The 19,411-nt window shown below is 59.7% G+C and carries 15 protein-coding genes; 4 read left to right on the top strand and 11 right to left on the bottom strand.

The genetic code is table 11. From position 1 onward, the window contains the following. Positions 1-62 precede the first annotated feature (62 nt). The 9 genes from H650_RS09085 to H650_RS09125 all read right to left on the bottom strand — a co-directional run bounded on the left by H650_RS09085 (position 63) and on the right by H650_RS09125 (position 14,049). Positions 63-1,364 carry an ATP-binding protein gene (locus H650_RS09085; RefSeq protein ID WP_020454981.1) on the bottom strand — a complete coding sequence of 434 codons (1,302 nt, stop codon included), beginning with the start codon at positions 1,362-1,364 and terminating at the stop codon, positions 63-65. Then, on the bottom strand, positions 1,361-2,101 hold the full coding sequence (locus tag H650_RS09090; RefSeq protein WP_020454982.1) for a response regulator: 741 nt from the start codon (positions 2,099-2,101) through the stop codon (positions 1,361-1,363). The genes H650_RS09085 and H650_RS09090 overlap by 4 nt, the downstream gene beginning before the upstream one ends. A 91-nt stretch (positions 2,102-2,192) precedes the next feature. After that, the gene (locus H650_RS09095; protein WP_020454983.1) at positions 2,193-5,936 is read right to left on the bottom strand and encodes a bifunctional nitrate reductase/sulfite reductase flavoprotein subunit alpha; all 3,744 of its coding nucleotides are present in this window, start codon (positions 5,934-5,936) and stop codon (positions 2,193-2,195) included. Positions 5,937-5,953: 17 nt separating this feature from the next. Continuing rightward, positions 5,954-8,866: a nitrite reductase large subunit NirB gene (nirB, locus tag H650_RS09100; protein ID WP_020454984.1), complete on the bottom strand. Its 2,913-nt coding sequence runs from the start codon at positions 8,864-8,866 to the stop codon at positions 5,954-5,956. Positions 8,867-8,900: 34 nt separating this feature from the next. Beyond that, the gene (locus H650_RS09105) at positions 8,901-9,695 is read right to left on the bottom strand and encodes an ABC transporter ATP-binding protein (protein WP_020454985.1); all 795 of its coding nucleotides are present in this window, start codon (positions 9,693-9,695) and stop codon (positions 8,901-8,903) included. A 9-nt stretch (positions 9,696-9,704) separates the two neighbouring features. Continuing rightward, positions 9,705-10,592 (bottom strand): nitrate ABC transporter permease, encoded by an 888-nt coding sequence (gene ntrB, locus H650_RS09110; protein ID WP_020454986.1) that lies wholly within the window; start codon positions 10,590-10,592, stop codon positions 9,705-9,707. Between the two features lie 10 nt (positions 10,593-10,602). Beyond that, positions 10,603-11,862: a CmpA/NrtA family ABC transporter substrate-binding protein gene (locus H650_RS09115; protein WP_044489718.1), complete on the bottom strand. Its 1,260-nt coding sequence runs from the start codon at positions 11,860-11,862 to the stop codon at positions 10,603-10,605. Between the two features lie 273 nt (positions 11,863-12,135). After that, complete coding sequence (locus H650_RS09120) at positions 12,136-13,392, bottom strand: nitrate regulatory protein (RefSeq protein ID WP_020454988.1); 1,257 nt, start codon at positions 13,390-13,392, stop codon at positions 12,136-12,138. A 60-nt stretch (positions 13,393-13,452) separates the two neighbouring features. Then, a complete protein-coding gene (locus H650_RS09125) occupies positions 13,453-14,049 on the bottom strand; it encodes a TetR/AcrR family transcriptional regulator (protein WP_020454989.1) in 597 nt (198 codons plus the stop codon). 112 nt (positions 14,050-14,161) lie between these two features. On the opposite strand from H650_RS09125, the gene H650_RS09130 reads away from it, so the two are divergent. Continuing rightward, positions 14,162-14,758: an NAD(P)H-dependent oxidoreductase gene (locus tag H650_RS09130; protein WP_020454990.1), complete on the top strand. Its 597-nt coding sequence runs from the start codon at positions 14,162-14,164 to the stop codon at positions 14,756-14,758. 246 nt (positions 14,759-15,004) lie between these two features. Here the strand turns inward: H650_RS09130 and H650_RS09135 are convergent, their stop codons facing one another. Continuing rightward, positions 15,005-16,669 (bottom strand): phospholipase D-like domain-containing protein, encoded by a 1,665-nt coding sequence (locus H650_RS09135; RefSeq protein WP_020454991.1) that lies wholly within the window; start codon positions 16,667-16,669, stop codon positions 15,005-15,007. A 187-nt stretch (positions 16,670-16,856) separates the two neighbouring features. Between H650_RS09135 and H650_RS09140 the strand changes: the two genes are divergently transcribed. The 3 genes from H650_RS09140 to H650_RS09150 are packed head-to-tail and all read left to right on the top strand — an operon-like array spanning position 16,857 to position 18,701. Beyond that, positions 16,857-17,378 carry a tetratricopeptide repeat protein gene (locus H650_RS09140; RefSeq protein WP_020454992.1) on the top strand — a complete coding sequence of 174 codons (522 nt, stop codon included), beginning with the start codon at positions 16,857-16,859 and terminating at the stop codon, positions 17,376-17,378. Continuing rightward, positions 17,359-17,916, top strand: a complete 558-nt coding sequence (locus H650_RS09145) for a sigma-70 family RNA polymerase sigma factor (protein WP_020454993.1) — start codon at positions 17,359-17,361, stop codon at positions 17,914-17,916. Before H650_RS09140 ends, H650_RS09145 begins: the two co-directional genes overlap by 20 nt. Then, entirely contained in the window at positions 17,913-18,701 is a 789-nt protein-coding gene (locus H650_RS09150) for an anti-sigma factor family protein (RefSeq protein WP_020454994.1), read from the top strand. Before H650_RS09145 ends, H650_RS09150 begins: the two co-directional genes overlap by 4 nt. Before the next feature lie 17 nt (positions 18,702-18,718). Here the strand turns inward: H650_RS09150 and H650_RS09155 are convergent, their stop codons facing one another. Further along, the gene (locus tag H650_RS09155) at positions 18,719-19,306 is read right to left on the bottom strand and encodes a YceI family protein (RefSeq protein ID WP_020454995.1); all 588 of its coding nucleotides are present in this window, start codon (positions 19,304-19,306) and stop codon (positions 18,719-18,721) included. Between the last annotated feature and the right edge of the window lie 105 nt (positions 19,307-19,411).

The following is a 19,411-nucleotide window of genomic DNA, read 5'->3' on the forward strand; positions in this document are numbered from 1 at the left end:
GTGATGGCGGGTTTTGTCAGCCGGTGTTGCAGGCCGGAGAGCAGATACGCAGAGATACAAACTTAATGCGGCAATAGCACGCAGGCATCCAGCCCGCCCTGCGGGCGGTTGCTCAGGTGCAGTTGCCCACCGAGTTGCGACACCAGTTGCCGGGCAATCGCCAGCCCCAGACCGGTGCCACCGGTGCCGCGATTACGCGAGGTTTCCAGCCGGTAGAAAGGCTCCAGCACCGCTGCCAGCGCCTCTTCAGGAATGCCGGGGCCGTTATCAAGCACATGGATCGCGAGCGGCGCATCTGGCGTAAGTACAATATCGATGTCTGCTTGGCCGGCGAATTTCAGCGCGTTATCCAGCAGATTGGTTAATATGCGCCGCAGCGCCTGCACATCAATGTGCAGCGTGAGATCCGGCGGGCAGCGCAGCAGCCTTACCCGCTTGCCAACGTCGACATAGTCACACACCAGGCTGTCGATAAACGGGTGCAGCGCCAGCCGCTGCGGTGCGAGCGGCGGCGCATCCTGAGTGCGGGCATAAGCGATCCCTTCACGAACCAGCCGGGACATCTCATCCAGATCCGCCAGCAGTTTGTCGCGCAGCGCTTCGTCGGCAGCCATTTCGCTGCGCAACCGCATCCGGGTGATCGGCGTTTGCAGGTCGTGCGAAATCGCAGCGAGGATCTGCGCGCGCGAACTCAGATGATGAGCAATACGCGCCTGCATGGCGTTAAAAGCGCGCACCGCGTGCTGCACCTCCGTTGGGCCGTTTTCGATCATCACCGGCGGGGGTTCGGGCGATGGGGTGAGCGCATCAAGCGCACGGGTAAAGCGGGTCAGCGGCTTCACCGCCAGGCGTACCGCCAGCCAGCAGCAGATAAGCAACAGCAGCAGTTGTGCGACCAGCACCGCAGGCAACCAACGAGCGATAGGCGTTGGACGCGGGGTGATATCAATGGTCAGCGGCGCGCCATCATGCAGGCGCAAATGCGCCTGCAAATGTTCCTGCGGGCCTGGGACGGCATTGATTTTCAGGGCATATTGGCTTCCCAGCGCCTGTTCAAGCGAGCGAGCGGTATCTTTCGAACGCCAGCTGGTGGGGTAGCGCCCGCCTTCACCTGCGCTCAGCAAATAGCGATAGTTACCGCGATCGATACGCGCCAGCCATGCAGGGCGCTCGCTGGCGGGTAAACGGTCGAGGATCGCCACGCTGGTCGCCACATCGTATTCAAGATTGCCCAGCATTACCGAACGCGCGGTAGTAATGCGTTCATACAGCAGCAGGCTAAGGGTTAACGCGTTCGCCAGCAGCAATCCCACCAGCACAATCACCACTAAACGTGACAGCAGCGAACGCGGCCACAGCCTCATTCCCGCGCCTCTGTGATAACCACCGGCATTGAGAAAACGTAGCCCTCGCTGCGCACGGTTTTGATGTAAGCCGGTTCACGCGCGTCGTCGTTCAGGCGCTGGCGCAGGCGGCTTACCAGCAGATCAATGGAGCGTTCGAAAAGCTCCGCGTCGCGCCCCTGCGTAAGGTTCAGAAGCTGGTCACGGTTGAGTACGCGCTGTGGGTGATCGAGAAACACGCGCATCAGGCGATACTCCGCGCCGCTCAGCGCCACCACGGTCCCCTGCGCATCCACCAGATGACGCGCCGAGGTGTCAAGCTGCCAGTCGCCAAACGCCAGGCAACGTCCCGCTTCGGTGATTTGCAGGTTCGGCGGCAACATGCGCGTGCGGCGCAAAATGGCTTTAATACGCGCCAGCAGTTCGCGGGCAACAAAGGGTTTTACCAGGTAGTCATCCGCGCCCATCTCCAGACCGACAATGCGATCGGTCTCTTCGCTGCGCGCGGTCAGCATCAGCACCGGCACGTTTTTATGCGCGCTGCTGCGCAACTCACGGCACAGCGTCAGCCCGTCCGTGCCTGGCATCATGATATCCAGCACAATCAAATCTACCGGCGTGGTTTCGAGTAACTGCCGCATCTGTTTGCCATTCGCGGCAACGCTTGCGCGCAGGCCGGAGCGGGTCAGGTAATCAGCAAGCAGCGTGCGAATTTCCCGGTCATCATCAACAACCAAAATATGGTCAATATGTTCCATCCAAAAAGCCCTGGCGGCGGGTAACGGTAAAATGAGTGTATCCTGGTTACGCGCGCCCCGGGCGTTGGCTTTGTATCACACTGTACAACGCTTAATAGACATCGCGCTGATAGCGATTTTCCCGCGCCAGGGTCGCCAGCCAGGCGTCCGCCGCGTCAGCGCTCATGCCGCCAAAGGTTTGTGCCACCTGCTTTAAAGTGTTTTCGACATCTTTCGCCATCTGGCTCGCATCGCCGCAAACATAAAAGTGTGCCCCGGCGGCTAACCAGCGCCACAGCGCTTCACCCTGCTCCAGCATGCGGTGCTGAACGTAGATTTTCTGCGCCTGATCGCGGGAAAACGCGGTGGTGAAGCGCGACAACACGCCGTCGCGCTGCCAGGCCTCCAGCTCCTCACGGTAATAAAAATCCGTGGCCGCATGCTGCTCGCCAAAGAACAGCCAGTTATCGCCTCTCGCTCCCGTGGCCTGGCGTTCCTGCAGAAAACCGCGAAACGGCGCAATGCCGGTGCCTGCGCCGACCATAATCACCGCCGTGTTTGGATCGGCTGGCAGGCGAAAATGCGGCGAGGGCTGAATAAAGATCGCCACGTGCTCTGCGCGATCCGCCAGAAAGGTCGAACAGACGCCGCCGCGTTGCTTGCTGTCGCCATAACGCACGGTGGAGACCGTCAGTTCAACGCGCTGCGGGGAAACTTTCGGGCTGGAGGAGATGGAATAGAGCCGTGGCTGCAAGCGACGCAGCGCCGAAAGCCACTGTTCAGCCGCCAGATGTACCGGGAAACACTGCAACAGGTCGATAATCTGCCGCCCCCACAGCCACTGCGTAAGTTCGGTACTGTTTTCACTGGAGAGCAGGCTATGCAGCGTTTCGTTTTGCGCATGGTCAGCCACCAGGCGCAGCACCTCCGGGGTGATGCGCGTGATGTCAAAACAGTCGCAGAGCGCCGCCTGCAGCGTCATCTCGCCCACGCCGCTAACCTGCACCCTGCTTTGCCCATCCAGCGCCAGCAGGTCGAGGATATCGGCGACCCGCTGCGGGCAGTTACGCGGCCAGACACCGAGCGCGTCGCCCGCTTCGTAGTGCAAACCGCTACCCTGCAGATCAAACGCGAACTGACGGATCTCTTTTTCCGCCCCCGGCGCGCTCAGCAGTTGGTTCGTGACCAGCGGCACGCTAACGGGATCGTGGCGGCTGAACCCAGATTTTGCCGTGGGTTGCGCCGTGTTTTGCAGCGGCGCGCCGAGCCGCAGAATGTCAGTGTGGATCGCCGCCAGCCACTGCTGCGCCGCGTCAATATCGCCCGCATCGCACACCTGGCATGCCAGCAGCCGCTGTGCGCCAAGGGCGGCCAGCCGGGCATCGAGCTTGCGGCCAAAACCGCAAAACTGCGCGTAACTGGCATCGCCAAACGCCAGCACCGAAAACGCCGTCCCGCTCAGCGCAGGTGCGTTTTCGGCGCTCAACGCCGCCCATAACGCCGCGCCATTAGCGGGCGGATCGCCATCGCCAAAGGTGCTGGCGAGCAGTAATACGCGCGGCACGGCGGCCATATCGTTCACACTGACGCTATCCATGGCGCGCAGTTTTACTGCCAGCCCGGCATGCAGCAGCTGTTCGGCACAGCGTCGGGCAAAGGCCTGCGCATTGCCGGTGGTGGAAGCCCACAGCACCAGCACTAACCCGCTGTCTTCATCCGTTGCGGGTGCAGCGGCGGGCGCGGGTTGCTGTTGGCTGCGCACCAGCGCGATAGCACAGTGTTTCAGCTCGGGTTGCAGCGAAACCGGATCCAGCGCATCGCTGGTCAGGGCGTTGATTGCCAGGTTTTCGCCAAACAGATCGTTCCAGTGAAAGGGCGCAAAGTTGTTGCCGGGTCGCACACGGTCAGTCACCACCGCAGGCAGCCGCGCCATACCGCGCCGCGAGCGGATATCCACCCAGTCCCCCTCGTTTATCGCCAGCCGTTGTGCGTCTGTGGGGGAGATTTCGATAAACGGTCCGGGGTTGAGCGTATTAAGCAGCGGGATTTTGCCGGTCTTGGTCAGCGTGTGCCACTGGTGCTGCACGCGCCCGGTGTTGAGCACCAGCGGGTAGTCGTCATCCGGCATTTCGGCAGGCGCGAGATCCGGGCGGGCAAAAAATTGCCCCTTGCCGCTGGCGGTAGCAAAACGCACGCGCCCGTTAGCCTGCAAATAGCGAATGGGGTGGCGCGTTTGATCATCATCCGGCGCGCAGGGCCATTGCAACGGCGTCTGGCGCAGCCGCGCATAGCTCGCGCCGCGAATGTCGTAGCCGGTTGCCGGGTTGTGAGCGGCGCGGATTTCATCAAACACCGCGGCGGCGCTGGCGTAGCGAAAGCCCTCCGCGTAACCCATTTCACACGCCACACTGGCGATAATTTGCCAGTCGGCAAGCGCATCGCCCGGCGGAGATACCGCCTGCTGCATCAGCGTCATGGTGCGTTCGGAGTTGACCATCACTCCTTCGGCCTCCGCCCACAGTGCACCAGGCAACAGGATATCGGCATAGCGGTTGGTTTCGGTATCCAGAAACGCATCCTGCGCAATCACCAGTTCGGCGCGTTCCAGCCCGGCGATCACTTTTTCGCGGTTTGGCACGGTGGCGACCGGGTTGGTGCAGATTATCCAGCAGGCTTTGATCTCGCCTGCGCTCATCGCGTCAAACAGCGCGACCGTACCGCCGCCCACCTCGCCACGCAGCGTGCCGGCAGGACGTTGCCATAGCTGTTCGACGAACGCGCGATCTTCATCCACCAGCACCGATCGCTGACCCGGCAAGCCGCCGCCCATATAGCCCATTTCCCGCCCGCCCATCGCGTTCGGCTGGCCGGTAAGCGAAAACGGCCCGCTGCCGGGGCGGCAAATCGCGCCGGTCGCCAGGTGTAAATTACACAGCGCGTTGGTGCTCCAGGTGCCGTGCGTGCTCTGGTTTAGCCCCATCGTCCAGCAGCTCATCCATTCCCCCGCCTCGCCAATCCACTGCGCCGCCTGGCGAATGTCGGCTTCATGCAACCCGGTGCGCTCGGCCACCTGCTGCGGCGTATAGTCCAGCAGAAAATCCGGCATCGCCTGCCAGCCTTCGGTGTGCCGGGCGATAAAATCGTTATCCAGTTTTCCGTTTTGCACCAACAGTGCCAGCAAACCGTTCAGCAATGCGAGATCGGTGCCGGGTTTGATCTGCAAAAAGAGCGAGGCTTTCTCTGCCGTGGCAGTGCGGCGAGGATCAACGACAATCAGTTTCGCCCCGGCATTGACGCGCTCCATCATGCGCAGAAACAGGATTGGGTGGCAGTCGGCCATGTTGGCGCCAATCACCAGGAACAGATCGGCGCGCTCGAAATCATCATAAGAGCCAGGTGGCCCATCCGCGCCGAGCGAGAGCTTATAACCGCTGGCGGCGCTGGCCATGCACAAACGTGAGTTGGACTCGATGTTGTTGGTGCCAATAAACCCTTTCGCCAGCTTGTTCGCCAGGTATTGCGCTTCTAAGGACATCTGGCCGGAAACATACAGCGCCAGCGCATCCGGGCCGTGCTTATCGATAATGCCACGCAGCCGCCGGGCGGTTTCACGAATGGCGTCATCGATTGCCGTGCGCACCGGCTCATGCTGGCGCGACGTGCGGAGATACGCGCTATCCAGCCGGCCAGTCGCCGTTATCGCCCCGGCACAGCTTTTACCTTTGGTGCACAACCGCCCCTGGTTGGTCGGGTGGAATTTATCGCCCACCACACTGATGATGCGCTGGTTTTCCACCTGCATCACCAGCCCGCAGCCCACCCCGCAGTAGGGGCATACGCTTTTAATCTGCTCCATTTCGCCCCCGGATCTGTTTAAGACGCTTCGGCAACTGCCGGCAAGGTGTTCTGCGCGGCGGGCGCGTGCTGCACCCAGATTTGCCCGTGCAGGATTTTTACCGGCCAGACGCGCAGACGCAGCCCGGCATCGTCCAGGCTCTGCCCGTCGCGCAGGCGAAAACGCTTTTTATACAGCGGGGAGATAACCATCGGCTCACCGCTTGCGTCGCCCACCAGCCCGCGCGCCAGCACATTCGCCTGGCTGCCAGGTTCATGGTTTTCGAGCGCGAATACTTGCTCCTCGCAATCAGGCAGGTGAAACAGGGCAATCTGCTGCTGGCCAAGACGCGCGGCCATGCCGGCGTTCGCCGGAATATCAGCCAGCGCGGCAATCTGCTGCCACTCGCCATCCCCCGTGTGCGGCTGGTTCTGCATAGGCGGTTTTTCCTGTGCCGTTGCCGGGCGGATCTGCCCGCGCTCCGGCACCATCACCACCGCTTCATCCGGTTGATCGCTATTGAGGAAGCCCCGGAACAGCAGACGGTTTTGCGGGTTATCGAGGGTGGTTTTCCACTCGCACTGGTAGCTGTCGACCACCTGCTGCATTTCTCGCTCCAGTTCAGCGCCAATACTGAGACTGTCTTCCAGTACCACCTGTTTGAGGTAGTCCAGACCGCCTTCCATGTTGTCCAGCCAGGTGCTGGTGCGCTGTAGCCGGTCGGCGGTGCGGATGTAGAACATCAACACCCGGTCGATGGTGCGGATCAGCGCTTCGCTGTCGAGATCGCTGGCAAACAGATCGGCGTGGCGCGGCTTCATACCGCCGTTGCCGCAAACATACAGGTTCCAGCCTTTGTCGGTGGCAATTACGCCAATGTCTTTGCCCTGCGCTTCCGCGCATTCACGGGTACAGCCGGAGACCGCCATTTTGATTTTGTGCGGCGAGCGCAGCCCCTTGTAACGGTTCTCCAGCGCGATCGCCATGCCGGTGGAATCCTGCACGCCGTAGCGGCACCAGGTGGAACCGACGCAGGATTTCACCGTGCGCAGGGATTTGCCGTAAGCGTGGCCGGTTTCAAACCCGGCGGCGATAAGTTCCTCCCAAATCGCGGGCAACTGCTCAAGCCGTGCACCAAAGAGATCCACCCGCTGCCCGCCGGTGATTTTGGTGTAGAGGTTGTAGCGCTGCGCTACTTCGCCGATGGCGATAAGCCCCTGTGGAGTGATTTCGCCCGCCGGGATGCGCGGCACCACCGAGTAGGTGCCATCTTTTTGAATGTTGGCAAAAAAACGGTCGTTGGTATCCTGCAATGGCAGGTGCTGCGGTTTAAGCAGGTAGTCGTTCCAGCACGAAGCGAGCATGGAACCAACCAGCGGTTTGCATACTTCGCAGCCGTGCCCCTGGCCGAACTGCGCAATCAGCGCGTCAAACGTACGAATATCATGCAGGCGGATCAGGTGATACAGCTCCTGGCGCGACCAGGCAAAGTGCTCGCAGATATCTTTTTTCACCTCCACGCCGAGCTGTTGCAGCTCGTGCTCCATCACCTGTTTCAGCAGCGGCACGCAGCCGCCGCAGCCGGTGCCCGCTTTGGTGCAGCTTTTCAGTGCTCCCAGTTCGCTGCAACCGCCCGCCACGGCGGCGGCGATATCGCCTTTGCTGACGTTATGGCAGGAGCAGATTTGCGCGCTGGCGGCGAGCGCCGCCACGCCCAGCCCTTTTGGCGCGTCGCCGGAAAGCGCAGGCAGGATCAGCGTTTGCGGCTGCGCGGGCAGCGGCATGTCGTTAAGCATCATTTGCAGTAGCAGGCTGTAATCGGCGCTATCGCCAATTAGCACCGCGCCGAGCAGCCGTTTGCCATCGGCGGAGACAACAATTTTCTTGTAGATTTCGCGCGGGCCATCGGTCCACTGGTAACTCTGGCTGCCGGCGGTTTTGCCGTGCGCGTCGCCAATAGAGGCCACCTCGACGCCCAGCAATTTCAGTTTGGTGCTCATATCCGCGCCGGTAAACGGTGTGTCGCGCGCCGCGAGCTTGTCTGCCACGCTGCGTGCCATCTGGTAGCCCGGTGCGACAAGACCAAAAATCTGCCCGTTCCACAACGCGCACTCGCCAATAGCGTAAATGGCTTCATCGGAAGTCTGACAGTGATCGTTGATAACAATGCCGCCGCGCGGCCCTTTTTGCAGCCCAGCGCTTTCCGCCAGCTCATCGCGCGGGCGGATGCCCGCCGAGAACAGCAGCAGATCAGTTTCCAGAAAACTGCCGTCGGCAAAGCAGAGGCGGTGGCGCGCCTGCTCGCCGTCGATGATTTCCCGCGTCTCTTTGCGGGTGTGAACCTGCACGCCAAGCGCTTCGATTTTGCGTTGCAGCATCATGGCGCCGCCCTCGTCGAGCTGCACCGCCATCAGGCGTGGCGCAAATTCAACAACGTGGGTTTCCAGCCCTAACTGACGCAGGGCGTTGGCGGCCTCAAGCCCCAGCAAACCGCCGCCAATCACCACGCCGCGTTTCGCGTTCTTCGCCTGCGCGGCGATGGCGTCCAGATCGTCGAGCGTGCGGTATACCAGGCAGCCAGGGCGCGTATTGCCGCTGATCGGCGGTACAAAAGCATACGAACCGGTGGCGAGCACCAGCGTGTCGTAATGGGTTTCCACACCCTGCGCATCGCGCACGCAGCGTTGCTGGCTGTCGATAGCGACAATTTTGCTCGCGCAGTGCAGCGTGATGCCGTTATCGGCAAAGAACCCCTCGCTTACCAGCGACAACGACTGCGCGCTGCGCCCGGCAAAATATTCCGAAAGATGCACGCGGTCATAAGCGGGCAGCCGCTCTTCGCCAAACACCACGATGTCGTAATGCAGGTGCAGTTCGCGCTCCACGAGCTGTTGCAGAAAGTAGTGGCTCACCATGCCGTGGCCGATCACCGCTAAAACGGGCTTTTTCATAACCTGGATCCTTAATGCGCAAGAGAAAGAGAGGTCAGGCCGCTTTGGGCTGTTTCTCATACAGGAAATGCAGCACTTGCTGGCGATAGCGCTGATACTGCGCGTCGTCGGCCAGCGAAACGCGCGAGCGCGGGCGCTCCAGTTCCACCGCCATGATTTCGCCAATACTCGCCGCCGGGCCGTTGGTCATCATCAACACGCGGTCAGAGAGCAGCACCGCTTCATCCACGTCGTGGGTGATCAGCACAATGGTGGTGTGCAGGCGCTGTTGGATCTCCATCACCGCATCCTGTAAATGAGCGCGGGTTAAGGCGTCGAGCGCGCCGAAAGGCTCATCCATCAGCAGGACGCTCGGTTTCATCGCCAGCGCGCGGGCAATGCCGACACGCTGCTTCATGCCGCCGGAGATCTCGTGCGGGCGCTTATTCCACGCGTGGGACATATGCACCAGATCCAGGTTGTGCATGATCCATTCATGCATCTCCACTTTGCTCATTTCGCCGCGAAACACCTGGCGCACCGCCAGCCCGACGTTGTCATACGCCGTCAACCACGGCAGTAGCGAATGGTTCTGAAACACCACGCCGCGCTCCGGCCCAGGGCCGTCGATTTCGCGGTTGTTGCACAGCAGACCGCCGCTGGTGGGTAGCGTCAGCCCGGCAATCAAATTCAGCAGTGTGGATTTGCCGCAGCCGGAGTGACCAATCAGGCTGAGGGTTTCGCCGGGGTGAATGTCAAAGCTAACGTTATCAAGCGCCAGAAACTCGCCGCTGCTGGTGTTAAAACGCTGGCTCACCTGCTGAACCTGGATAATCGGATTGGTACGCATCAGAGCCCCCTAGCGGTTGGTGTAGTTAAAACGGTTAGCAATCCACATCAGCGCCTGTTCGAGCAGCAGGCCGACCACGCCAATCACCACAATGGCGATGATGATGTGTTCCACATTCAGGTTGTTCCACTCGTTCCAGATCCAGAAACCGATGCCGATACCGCCGGTCAGCATTTCTGCCGCCACAATCACCAGCCAGGCGATGCCAATCGATAACCGCATGCCGGTGAGGATGCCCGGCAGCGCGGCGGGCAGCAGGATTTTGCGCATGATGGCGAACTCGGAAAGTTTCAGAACCCGCGCGACATTCAGGTAATCCTGCGGGATCTGCCGCACGCCTTCGGCGGTGTTGAGGATCATCGGCCAGATGGAGCAGATGAAAATCGTCCAGCTTGAGGCCGGTTCCGCACGCTGGAACAGCAGCAAACCTATTGGCAGCCAGGCCAGTGGACTGACCGGGCGCAGCAGGGAGATGAGCGGGTTGAGCATGCTGGCGACAAAACGAAAGCGGCCAATCAAAAAACCGGTGGGAATACCGACCAGTGCGGCAAGGCCAAAACCGGTCGCCACGCGCTCTAATGAGGCCAGCACGTTCCAGCCAATGCCCTGATCGTTCGGCCCGGCGACATAAAACGGATCGGCGAAAATCTCCAGCGCCGCCAGCCACGTTTGCCACGGCGTGGGGAAGTTTTTGCTGTTCAGCGCCGCCACCTGCCACAGGCAGAGCAGCAGGCCGATGCCGAGCAGCGCAGGCACCACGCGCTGCATCAGCGGGCGAAACAATGACGGGCGGCGACGTACACGCACTTTGGCGGGCAGCGTAACGATCTCTGCCTGCTGGGGAATTTTCGCCGCTTCGTCCAGCGGGATCGGGATAACTTGCGCCTGGTTTTTCATCAGCGACCTCTCATTTTTTTACGCTAAAGCCGTTGGCGTAGGCGGCAGGGTTACTGCCGTCCCAGCGAACGCCATCCATCAACACGCTGCTGCGCATATCGCTGTCCGGCAGCGAAACATTGCCCACGCTGGCGGCGGCCTGTTTGTAGATATCAATGCGGTTCACCTGGCGGGCGATGGCGAGATAGTCCGGGTCGCTGTCGAGCAGTCCCCAGCGCTTGTGCTGGGTAAGGAACCACATGCCATCAGAGAGCCACGGGTAGTTGACCGAGCCATCGTGGAAGAAGCGCATCGCGTGCTGATCTTTCCAGCTTTTGCCAATGCCGTTGTCGTACTGGCCGAGCATGCGGCCAACGATGGTCTCTTCTTTCGTGTTGAGATAAGCGCGCCCGGCAATCACCTTCGCCGTTTCGCGGCGGTTATCGTCCGAGGCGTCAATCCAGCGTGAGGCTTCCAGGATCGCGGCGGTCAGCGCGCGGGCGCTGTTGGGGTTCTTTTCGACCCAATCGGCGCGCGTACCGAGCACTTTTTCCGGGTGTTCCGGCCAGATATCCTGGCTGGTCGCGGCGGTAAAACCGATACCATCGCTGATCGCGCGCTGGTTCCAGGGTTCGCCAACGCAGTAGCCGACCATGTTGCCAATTTTCATGTTCATCACCATTTGCGGCGGTGGCACCACCACGCTGCGGATGTCGTTGAGCGGGTTAATACCCGCGCTCGCCAGCCAGTAGTTGAGCCACATGGCGTGGGTGCCGGTCGGAAAGGTCTGGGCAAAGGTGTACGTGCCTGCGGGACTGGCGGCGAGATGCTTCGCCAGCGCGGGCAAATCGGTGACACCCGCCTCGTGCAGCGCGTTAGCGAGCGTGATCCCCTGCCCGTTCTGGTTGAGGGTCATCAGCGCCGCCATATTGGTTTGCGGCGCGGAAAGCCCCATTTGCAGACCGTAAAGCTGGCCGTAGAGAATGTGCGAGGCGTTTAATTCACCAGAAAGAAGTTTGTCGCGCACCGATGCCCAGTTGGCTTCTTTGCTCGGCAAAATGGTGATGCCATATTTTTTGTCGAAGCCTTTCACCGCAGCCATTACCACCGAGGCGCAGTCGGTGAGCGGAATAAAGCCCACGCGGATCTCTTTAAGCTCCGGTGCGTCAGAACCGGCGGCCCAGGCGCGGTTGATGACGCCCGGCACCAGCAGACTGCCGCCCAGCGCCGCGCTGCCCAGTAAAAACTGACGGCGGGAAACCGTCATACCTTTCGTGTTGTTATCACTCATGCCACCCTCGCGCTGCTCACCGTTGTGGGATGCAAAAAAAACGGCGTCCATAAGCCTGTGCAAAGCTGCACGCTTATGGACGCCGTTGTCCGCTTAACGCTAAACCGACCGCCGTTGGCCGGGTGCGCGTTGTGATTTTTTCTGTCCGGGAAGGTTAAAGCAAAGGCTGTGCCAGAATTGAAAGCGGCGGATTTCGCGGCACATTGCCGCTAACAACCCAGCGCGGCGCACTGCGGAAGGGCACTTTTCGCACTGGCAATGTGCAGCTACTCCTTAAGGGTTAGCCTGAAAAACATCGGCCACCGCCAGCATGGCGCTGGCGATTTCTATCAGCTTTTTGTTCTGGTTCATCGCCATACGCCGCAGGGTTTTGTAGGCCTCTTCTTCGCTGATTTGCCGGTGCTGCATCAACATGCTCTTCGCGCGCTCAATCTGCTTGCGCTCGTTGAGCGTTTCGCGCAGTGCCGCAAGCTCAGTGTCCAGCGCCTGCAAGCGCCGCGACTGTTGCTGCACCAGCACCAGCAGTGAACGGCCAAGCTGCGGGCGAACGCCACCGCTCTCCAGCCAGCCGTGGGCGTCGCTAAAGACCGAGTAACTGCTCTCTTCGTTCTCGTATGCGGGCATCAGGCTTTCGATATCGGCGAGTTGCTCATTATTGGCCTGCTCGGTGGCGGCAATGCGTGCGCGGCAGTGCGCCATCAGCGTTTGCGCCAGCGCATCTTCCAGCGTTTTCATCTCGTCAATGCGCTGGGTGGCAAGGGCAAACCAGCGCAGGCAACTGTCGGCGTCGTAAAGCTCACGCCCGGTGCAGGCAATGCGCCGTAGCCGTTCAAACTGGCTGTCGGTCGCCATCTGCTGCCAGCGCAGGCGGTGTTCATCGTCGGCGAAATCGGCGAAGGTGGCGAAACAGCGCTCCTGGCGTTCAATCAGGCTGAGCAATTTCTGCTGCGTCTCTTCACTGAATGTACCAGCGGCAAAGGCCGCCGCACCGGTCGCCCGCTCCTGGCCTGCGTACTCTTTGCCCTGCATAAAGCTGAACATGGCGATCAAATGCCTGGAGATGGCCGGTTCGGCGGCGGTGTCAGACAGCTCAAACACCAGCGACAACAGATGGCGAATGATGTCGTTAAAGAAGCTCATCGCCTGCGGTAAACGCAGCGTGCGCTGGCGGATTTGCTGGCGTAACGCAGGCAGCAAACTCAGGGCGTACACGACACTGGCGACGTGGCTGAACAGACGGCTGGCCTGCGGCAACGCGGCAATCTGCTGCTCCAGCGTGTCGAGTTGCGCCATCAGCGGTGCTTGTGCCTGCGCCACCTCTTGTTCGCGCAGGATCAACTCATCAGCAAATTGCCCCTTGCTTGCGCAGAGGAACATATTGGAGGTTCCGCGCTCGCGTTGCAGCATGTGCACAAGCTGGCTGATCTTGCCCACCAGTTCGCCGCTTTGCAGCAGATAACGCAGGCTGTTGAGCTCACACTGGCGCGAGGCGAGCAGGAAACGGATGGTGGTCGATGAATTGGCTATCATGCGTATGCTCCAGGAAAGTCCTGCTTCCCTGATGCAAGGCGCGCGCCAGGTAGAACGGCTTTAGCCGCGCGGCAGCGTCGCCCGAACCATGGCGATGATGACCGCACAAAGTTCCTCTTTCGCCTGCGACTCGCTAATCGCCCCCTGCACCGCCGCCCAGGCGAGCCCTTCGGCGGCACCCAGCATGGCCCACAGCGGCGCATCGCGCAGCGGTTCACCGCAAAATGGCGCAAACAGAGTGCGGCACTTGCCGATGAAATCGACGGCGTATTCGCGGCGGATAGTTTCCAGCTCCGGCGTACCGGCGAGCGCCGCCAGTAAACTTGGCATTTCGCGCCCCTGAAACAGCACGCACTCAATATAAGCGGTGGCGATAACCGACGCGCGCGCGGCAAGCTCCGGCGCGGTCTTTGCCAGCGCATCATCCATTTTGCGGTTCTGGCGTTGATCATATTCGCGATAGAGCGCCGCCAGCAGCCCGGAACGGCTGGTGAAATGACCGTACACCACTGGCTTTGTGACACCGGCTAGCTCCGCCAGATGGCCGAGCGTCAGCGCTTCGGTGCCCTCTTCGCGAATAATGTGCCACGCGACATCCACAAGCTGCGAATAGCGATCTTCCCGCGACAAGCGCTGACGCACACGCGTTTCCGCCATGATGTTTCTCCCTTGACAGACTTATATACCAAAAGTAACTTACTAATGGTAGGTTACTGTTCGTATATAAGACTACGTCCGTTAACGGCGGATGGCAATCCAGGAGGTTCAGATGCATGCGTTAATCGTGGTTTCGCACCCTTTAGCAAGCTCGTTAACCCACAGCGTGGCGAAAGCTGTTGCACAGGGGATAACGGAAAAAAACGGGGAAAATAGCGCAGAATTTGCCGATCTGACGCAAGAAGGCTTTAACCCGGTGTTTAATGCGGCAGATTACACCGCCTTTGCCGAAGGCGCGCCGCTGCCCGCCGATGTGCTTGCCGAGCAGGCGCGCCTTGAGAAAGCCGATGCGCTGGTGCTGGTGTTCCCCATTTACTGGTGGACCATGCCCGGCCAGTTAAAAGGCTGGATTGACCGGGTATTTTCCAACGGCTGGGCCTATGAAGAGGGCGCAAACGGCAAGGTCTCCGGCAAACTTGGGCATTTACCTGTCCACCTTATCGCCCTGGGCGGCGCAGACATGAAAACCTTTGAAAAGCATGGCTATGCACAATCCTGGAAGACGCAGATCGCCCACGGCATTTTTGATTATTGCGGCGCGCCTGTGCTCACCAATGCCACGCTGATGCTGCCTGATTTCGGCACACCGGAAGCGTTATTACGTGAGGCGCAAAAAATTGGCGAGCGGATATTTACTCACCAGCAGTAAAACTCACACTTTACCCTTTTAAACCCGCCACCCAGGCGGGTTTAAAAGGGCACCGTTATCCACGCACTGAAGAACCAGCACTGCATTACATTGCTTTTTATCGACCTTAAGCAAAATAGCCATGCCGGTACGCTTTATTAGCGGTTATTTCTCTTTTTATCCTGCCGAACAAAGGCGGAAAAAATGCCCGACGGCGAAACTATCGCCACCGGCAATTATTTGCTGCCACCACCATTTTGCCGCCGCTTACTGACCGGAAAAGTAGCGGCGACGCAGGGCGCGGTCGCTACCGGCGACAAAATACCCGGATGCGGCATCAATCCACTGCGTGGTTTCGTACAGGTATTTTGGCGACACCGCGCCTGCAACGATGCGTTGTTGCGAGCGCGCCACCGATTCACGAAACGCATAGTGGGTGAACAGACGCATAAACTCACCAAGATAAACATCTGCCACGGCAGCGTTGCCCTTGATCACCAGCATGTTTTCATCATTGGTATCGGTGGACGCGGCGGAAAAATTCGCCGAACCGACAATCACAATCGGCTCCGGGCCAAGCGGGTCGATCAACAAATATTTGGTGTGAATGTACGTGACGTGCGTCTCTTCTACCGGGCTTTCGATCTCTTTCAGCCAGCGGTCAAAGGCGTTCAGCACCAGGTTCTGCCCAACGGCGATGGTGACATTTGGATGTTTGCGGATACGGTCGATTTCCGCCGCTTGTTGCTTGTACTGACTGCCGGAACCTTTTTTCTCCAGCAAGGCGAAGCGTAACACCTCGTCAGCGCGATCCCAGGCGGGGACAAACAGTTTGTTCATGCCAAAAGCGAAAGTGCCGAACAACGCGCGTTGCGCGCCCGCGGCCAGTTGGGCGTACCACTCCAGCGCGGTGAGCGAGGTGCGCGGCGAAAAGACGGTACTCACTTCATCGCGCCACGGAACCGGCGGCGCGGCGGTGATCGTTTCGACTTTTTTCGCCGTTGGCGCGCGGGTTAAATCCTGCAACAGCAGTTGCCAGTAGGTTTCGTACTGCTCCGCCACGCGAGGATCGCGAACGATGTGCGCATTATTCGAGTGACCGAAAATGCCGTTTTCGCTGAGATTAGTGGAACCGGTCCAGACCTGCTGCGACACACCCTGGCGCCGCAAGACAAAGAACTTGTTATGCATATAGCGACCGGAGTGGATGCGCGGGTGCGTCAGCGCCTCGATGCCGCTGTGCGCCAGATGTTTTTCATTGGACTCACGCTGCGAGTCGCCGTCGTAAATCACGCTCACGGTCACGCCGCGCGCGGCAGCGCTTTTTAACGCGTCATAGATGCGGCTGTTTTTGAATTCAAAAATGGCACCGTGCAGCTCATCACCTTTATCAGCCTGGCCTATAAACCGCTCCAGCCCTTCCAGCAGACCACGCGACAGCCACTTCCAGGCCGCATCGCCAATCTCCGCCGGGCTGGCATTATGAAAGCGCCGGGCATACTCCTGTGAGGCAATCGCTCCACGGTTGAAGAAAATCGCGTGCTCGCCGTTATCCACCGGCTCGGTTAGTACCGTCAGTTGCACCGCATCGCCCGGCGTTAACGCCCCGGCAGGCCCGCGCATGGCGACAATTTCGTAGCGATATTCCGCGTTGGGCGCAACGCTGTAATCAGACCATTGAAAGGTCTGGAAAGGGTGTCTGAACGAGGAGACCGGCACGCCCGGCGCGGGAGTCGGCTCGACGCTGGCGAAGGTTTTCATACCGTTTAGCCAGATAACCTCCCCGTCGCTTTTTCGCGTGCGCTGAATGGCGAAACCGAGAATATTACCGGCGAGGATATGCTGCTCAGGCATATCCCAGCCCAGCAACACCACATAGCTGCCCGCCACCGCTAACGCCGTTAACTCACCTTGCTGCCCGCTAACACGCATGGTTTACCCTCCGCCGAATCAGAGACTCACACTCCCGCGACACGCCGTATCAAATTATAAACCGGATGTATGACGTAACGGTGATGTCGCCAGCATCAGCAGCGCCTGGCGGGAAACGTGATTTTTTTCGAATAGAAATCGCCATTGCGGCGTTAACTCACTACTCAGGCTACCGAAGGAACTCAAAATGAAAACGCTCGCCCCGCTGTTGCTGTCGCTATTTTTGTTGCCTGCCGCGCAGGTTTTCGCCGCCGGAGACGATAATACCAACAGTAAAACGCCAGACTGCCCGAGCGGGCAGGTTTATGACAGCACGCTCAAACAGTGTGTGGCGGAAAAAAGCAGCCGCCTCAGCGACGACGATAAAACCCATTACGCTTATCATCTGGCGAAAAAAGGGGAGTATCAGGCGGCGCTGAATCTGCTGGATACGCTGAAAAACGCCAACACCGCCGAAGCCTGGAACTACCGGGGTTACGCCACGCGCAAACTGGGTCGCACCGATGAAGGCATTGGCTATTATCAGCGTTCGCTGGCGCTCAACCCGCAGTATGCGAAAGTGCGGGAATATCTCGGTGAAGCGTGGCTGGTGAAAGGCCGCCCGGATCTGGCAAAAGAGCAACTGAAAACCATCGCCACGCTTTGCGGTGTGCAATGCGAAGAGTATCGCGATTTGCAGGCGGCGATTAATGGTCACCCTGAGTCCTGACGACCGGTGCGAGGAGCGCAAAATCACCACCAGTGACGTTCGCCAGCAACTTGCTGCACATCTGACACGCCTGTGGCGCTATGGGCTGGTTCTGTCGCGCAACCGCGAGGTTGCCGAAGAACTGGTGCAGTCGACCTGCGTTCGCGCACTTGAAAAGAGTGCGCAATTTACCCCCGGCACGCGCATAGACAGCTGGCTGTTCGCCATTCTGCACTCGATCTGGATCTCCGATCTGCGCGCGCGTCGTGTGCGGATGGGGCAAGGTTTTGTGGAGAGTGATGAACTGCTGGCGGCGGATACCCACGCCCTGGATGACGCGCGGCGGCATTACGCGAAAGTTATGCAGCACGTCAGCGCGCTGCCGGAGGCGCAGCGCAATACCGTATTTCTGGTTTATGTCGAAGGGTTTACCTATCAGGAAGCGGCAGACACGCTCGCAGTGCCTATCGGCACGATCATGAGCCGGCTGGCGAGCGCACGCGCGACGCTGGCGAAAAAAGCCACTACGCCGCCAAAACCCCAGGAGAAACGCTCGTGAAACCCAGCATGTTTACACCGCCCTACCAGGATGACGCGATTGTCGCCTGGCTCGATGGCGAGATGAGTGAAGCGGATGCGCAACAATTTGAGAGCCAGCTTGCACAAGACGAACAGCTCGCCAGCCGTACCGAGGCGTTAAAACAGGATCGTGCGGATTTCGCCGAGGCCTTCGCACCGCTGCTTCATGAGGCTCCCGAAGCGCGCATGCAGGCGCGGTTGAACGAGCTGCTGGCTTCTTCGCCCCGCTCATCCACAGGCGTCAGCCGCCGTTCGCTGATTGCCGCGTCGCTCAGTTTTCTGGTCATTGGCGGCGGGCTTGGCTATTTTGCAAGGCCACTGGCGCTGGCGCGTGATGAGAGCGAGAAAATCCGCGATCTTGAGGCGCAATACATGTCGCTGTATAGCGCGGAAACGCTGCTGGATGCAGACAGCTCGCCCACGGCATTGCAACGCGGGCTGGCACGCACAGCGCAGGATATTGGCTTAAACATGAAGGTGGCGCAACTTACCCTGACCGGCGCAGAACTGAAGATGGTGCGCATGCTGCGTTATGACAGCACCTCGATTGCGCAAATCGCGTGGATGGATGCGGAATATGGCCCGATGGCGCTGTGTATTTCGCCTGAACGACATGCCCAAACGCGCGCCTTAACGCCTGAACATCGCCACGATATGCACCTCGTCTGGTGGCAACAACGCGGTTATCAATTTGTGCTGATAGGCCGAAACCCACCGCCCCAATTGTCCCTACACGCGCAAGCGCTACACGCTGCGCTGTCATAAGTCGCGCCCGGTACGGTTTACGCTGGCTGGCGGGCTTGAGCCTGGGCCTGGGCCTGCGCATGGATTTCAATATTTATCGTTACCGTGTCGTCCACCAGCATGGCGAACTTATCCATGTTAAATGCCGAACGGGAGATCGCGGTGGTGGCATGGAGTGACAGTTGTCCCGAATCCGCCCTGCCCTGTTTTTGCAGCGTGGCGTCGAGGATCACCGGGCGGCGAATATTTTTTACCGCCAGGGAGCCAAAAATCCGGAAATGCCCGTCGCCTAAATCCACCACCCGGCTACTGCTAAAGGCGATTGTCGGGTAGTGGTCAGCGTCAAAAAACAGGCTGCTTTTCAACTGGTAAGTCAGCAGGCTGTTAGAGGCGATAAGTGTCGCAACGGGGATCGTCACGTTGATGCGATCCTCCCTCTCCTGCGCCGGATTCAGCGTTACGTCGCCACTTACACCGTCAAGATGCGCCTGTGACACGCCGCCAAAGGCGTGCCAGGAGAGCGCAACCGTGGTTGCCGGCGTGGCGATACGGTAGCTGAGCGGCATCGCCTGTGCTCCCGGCGCGCTTAAAAGGCCAATCATCATGGCTGGAATGATGCGTTTCATAAATGGATTCTCCGGATTGCAGATATCCCGTAAACGCACCAGGCGGGAATTTTATTCGTTATAACGTCTTTTGCTTACAAAATTGTCAGTTAACGGTCAGGCAAT

The organism is Enterobacter sp. R4-368 (assembly GCF_000410515.1).
GTDB lineage: Bacteria > Pseudomonadota > Gammaproteobacteria > Enterobacterales > Enterobacteriaceae > Kosakonia.

Bases quoted from the DNA above. Each gene is read 5' to 3' on its own strand.
- H650_RS09085 (WP_020454981.1), bottom strand. From the start codon at position 1,364: ATGAGGCTGTGGCCGCGTTCGCTGCTGTCACGTTTAGTGGTGATTGTG.
- H650_RS09090 (WP_020454982.1), bottom strand. From the start codon at position 2,101: ATGGAACATATTGACCATATTTTGGTTGTTGATGATGACCGGGAAATT.
- H650_RS09095 (WP_020454983.1), bottom strand. From the start codon at position 5,936: ATGGAGCAGATTAAAAGCGTATGCCCCTACTGCGGGGTGGGCTGCGGG.
- nirB (WP_020454984.1), bottom strand. From the start codon at position 8,866: ATGAAAAAGCCCGTTTTAGCGGTGATCGGCCACGGCATGGTGAGCCAC.
- H650_RS09105 (WP_020454985.1), bottom strand. From the start codon at position 9,695: ATGCGTACCAATCCGATTATCCAGGTTCAGCAGGTGAGCCAGCGTTTT.
- ntrB (WP_020454986.1), bottom strand. From the start codon at position 10,592: ATGAAAAACCAGGCGCAAGTTATCCCGATCCCGCTGGACGAAGCGGCG.
- H650_RS09115 (WP_044489718.1), bottom strand. From the start codon at position 11,862: ATGAGTGATAACAACACGAAAGGTATGACGGTTTCCCGCCGTCAGTTT.
- H650_RS09120 (WP_020454988.1), bottom strand. From the start codon at position 13,392: ATGATAGCCAATTCATCGACCACCATCCGTTTCCTGCTCGCCTCGCGC.
- H650_RS09125 (WP_020454989.1), bottom strand. From the start codon at position 14,049: ATGGCGGAAACGCGTGTGCGTCAGCGCTTGTCGCGGGAAGATCGCTAT.
- H650_RS09130 (WP_020454990.1), top strand. From the start codon at position 14,162: ATGCATGCGTTAATCGTGGTTTCGCACCCTTTAGCAAGCTCGTTAACC.
- H650_RS09135 (WP_020454991.1), bottom strand. From the start codon at position 16,669: ATGCGTGTTAGCGGGCAGCAAGGTGAGTTAACGGCGTTAGCGGTGGCG.
- H650_RS09140 (WP_020454992.1), top strand. From the start codon at position 16,857: ATGAAAACGCTCGCCCCGCTGTTGCTGTCGCTATTTTTGTTGCCTGCC.
- H650_RS09145 (WP_020454993.1), top strand. From the start codon at position 17,359: ATGGTCACCCTGAGTCCTGACGACCGGTGCGAGGAGCGCAAAATCACC.
- H650_RS09155 (WP_020454995.1), bottom strand. From the start codon at position 19,306: ATGAAACGCATCATTCCAGCCATGATGATTGGCCTTTTAAGCGCGCCG.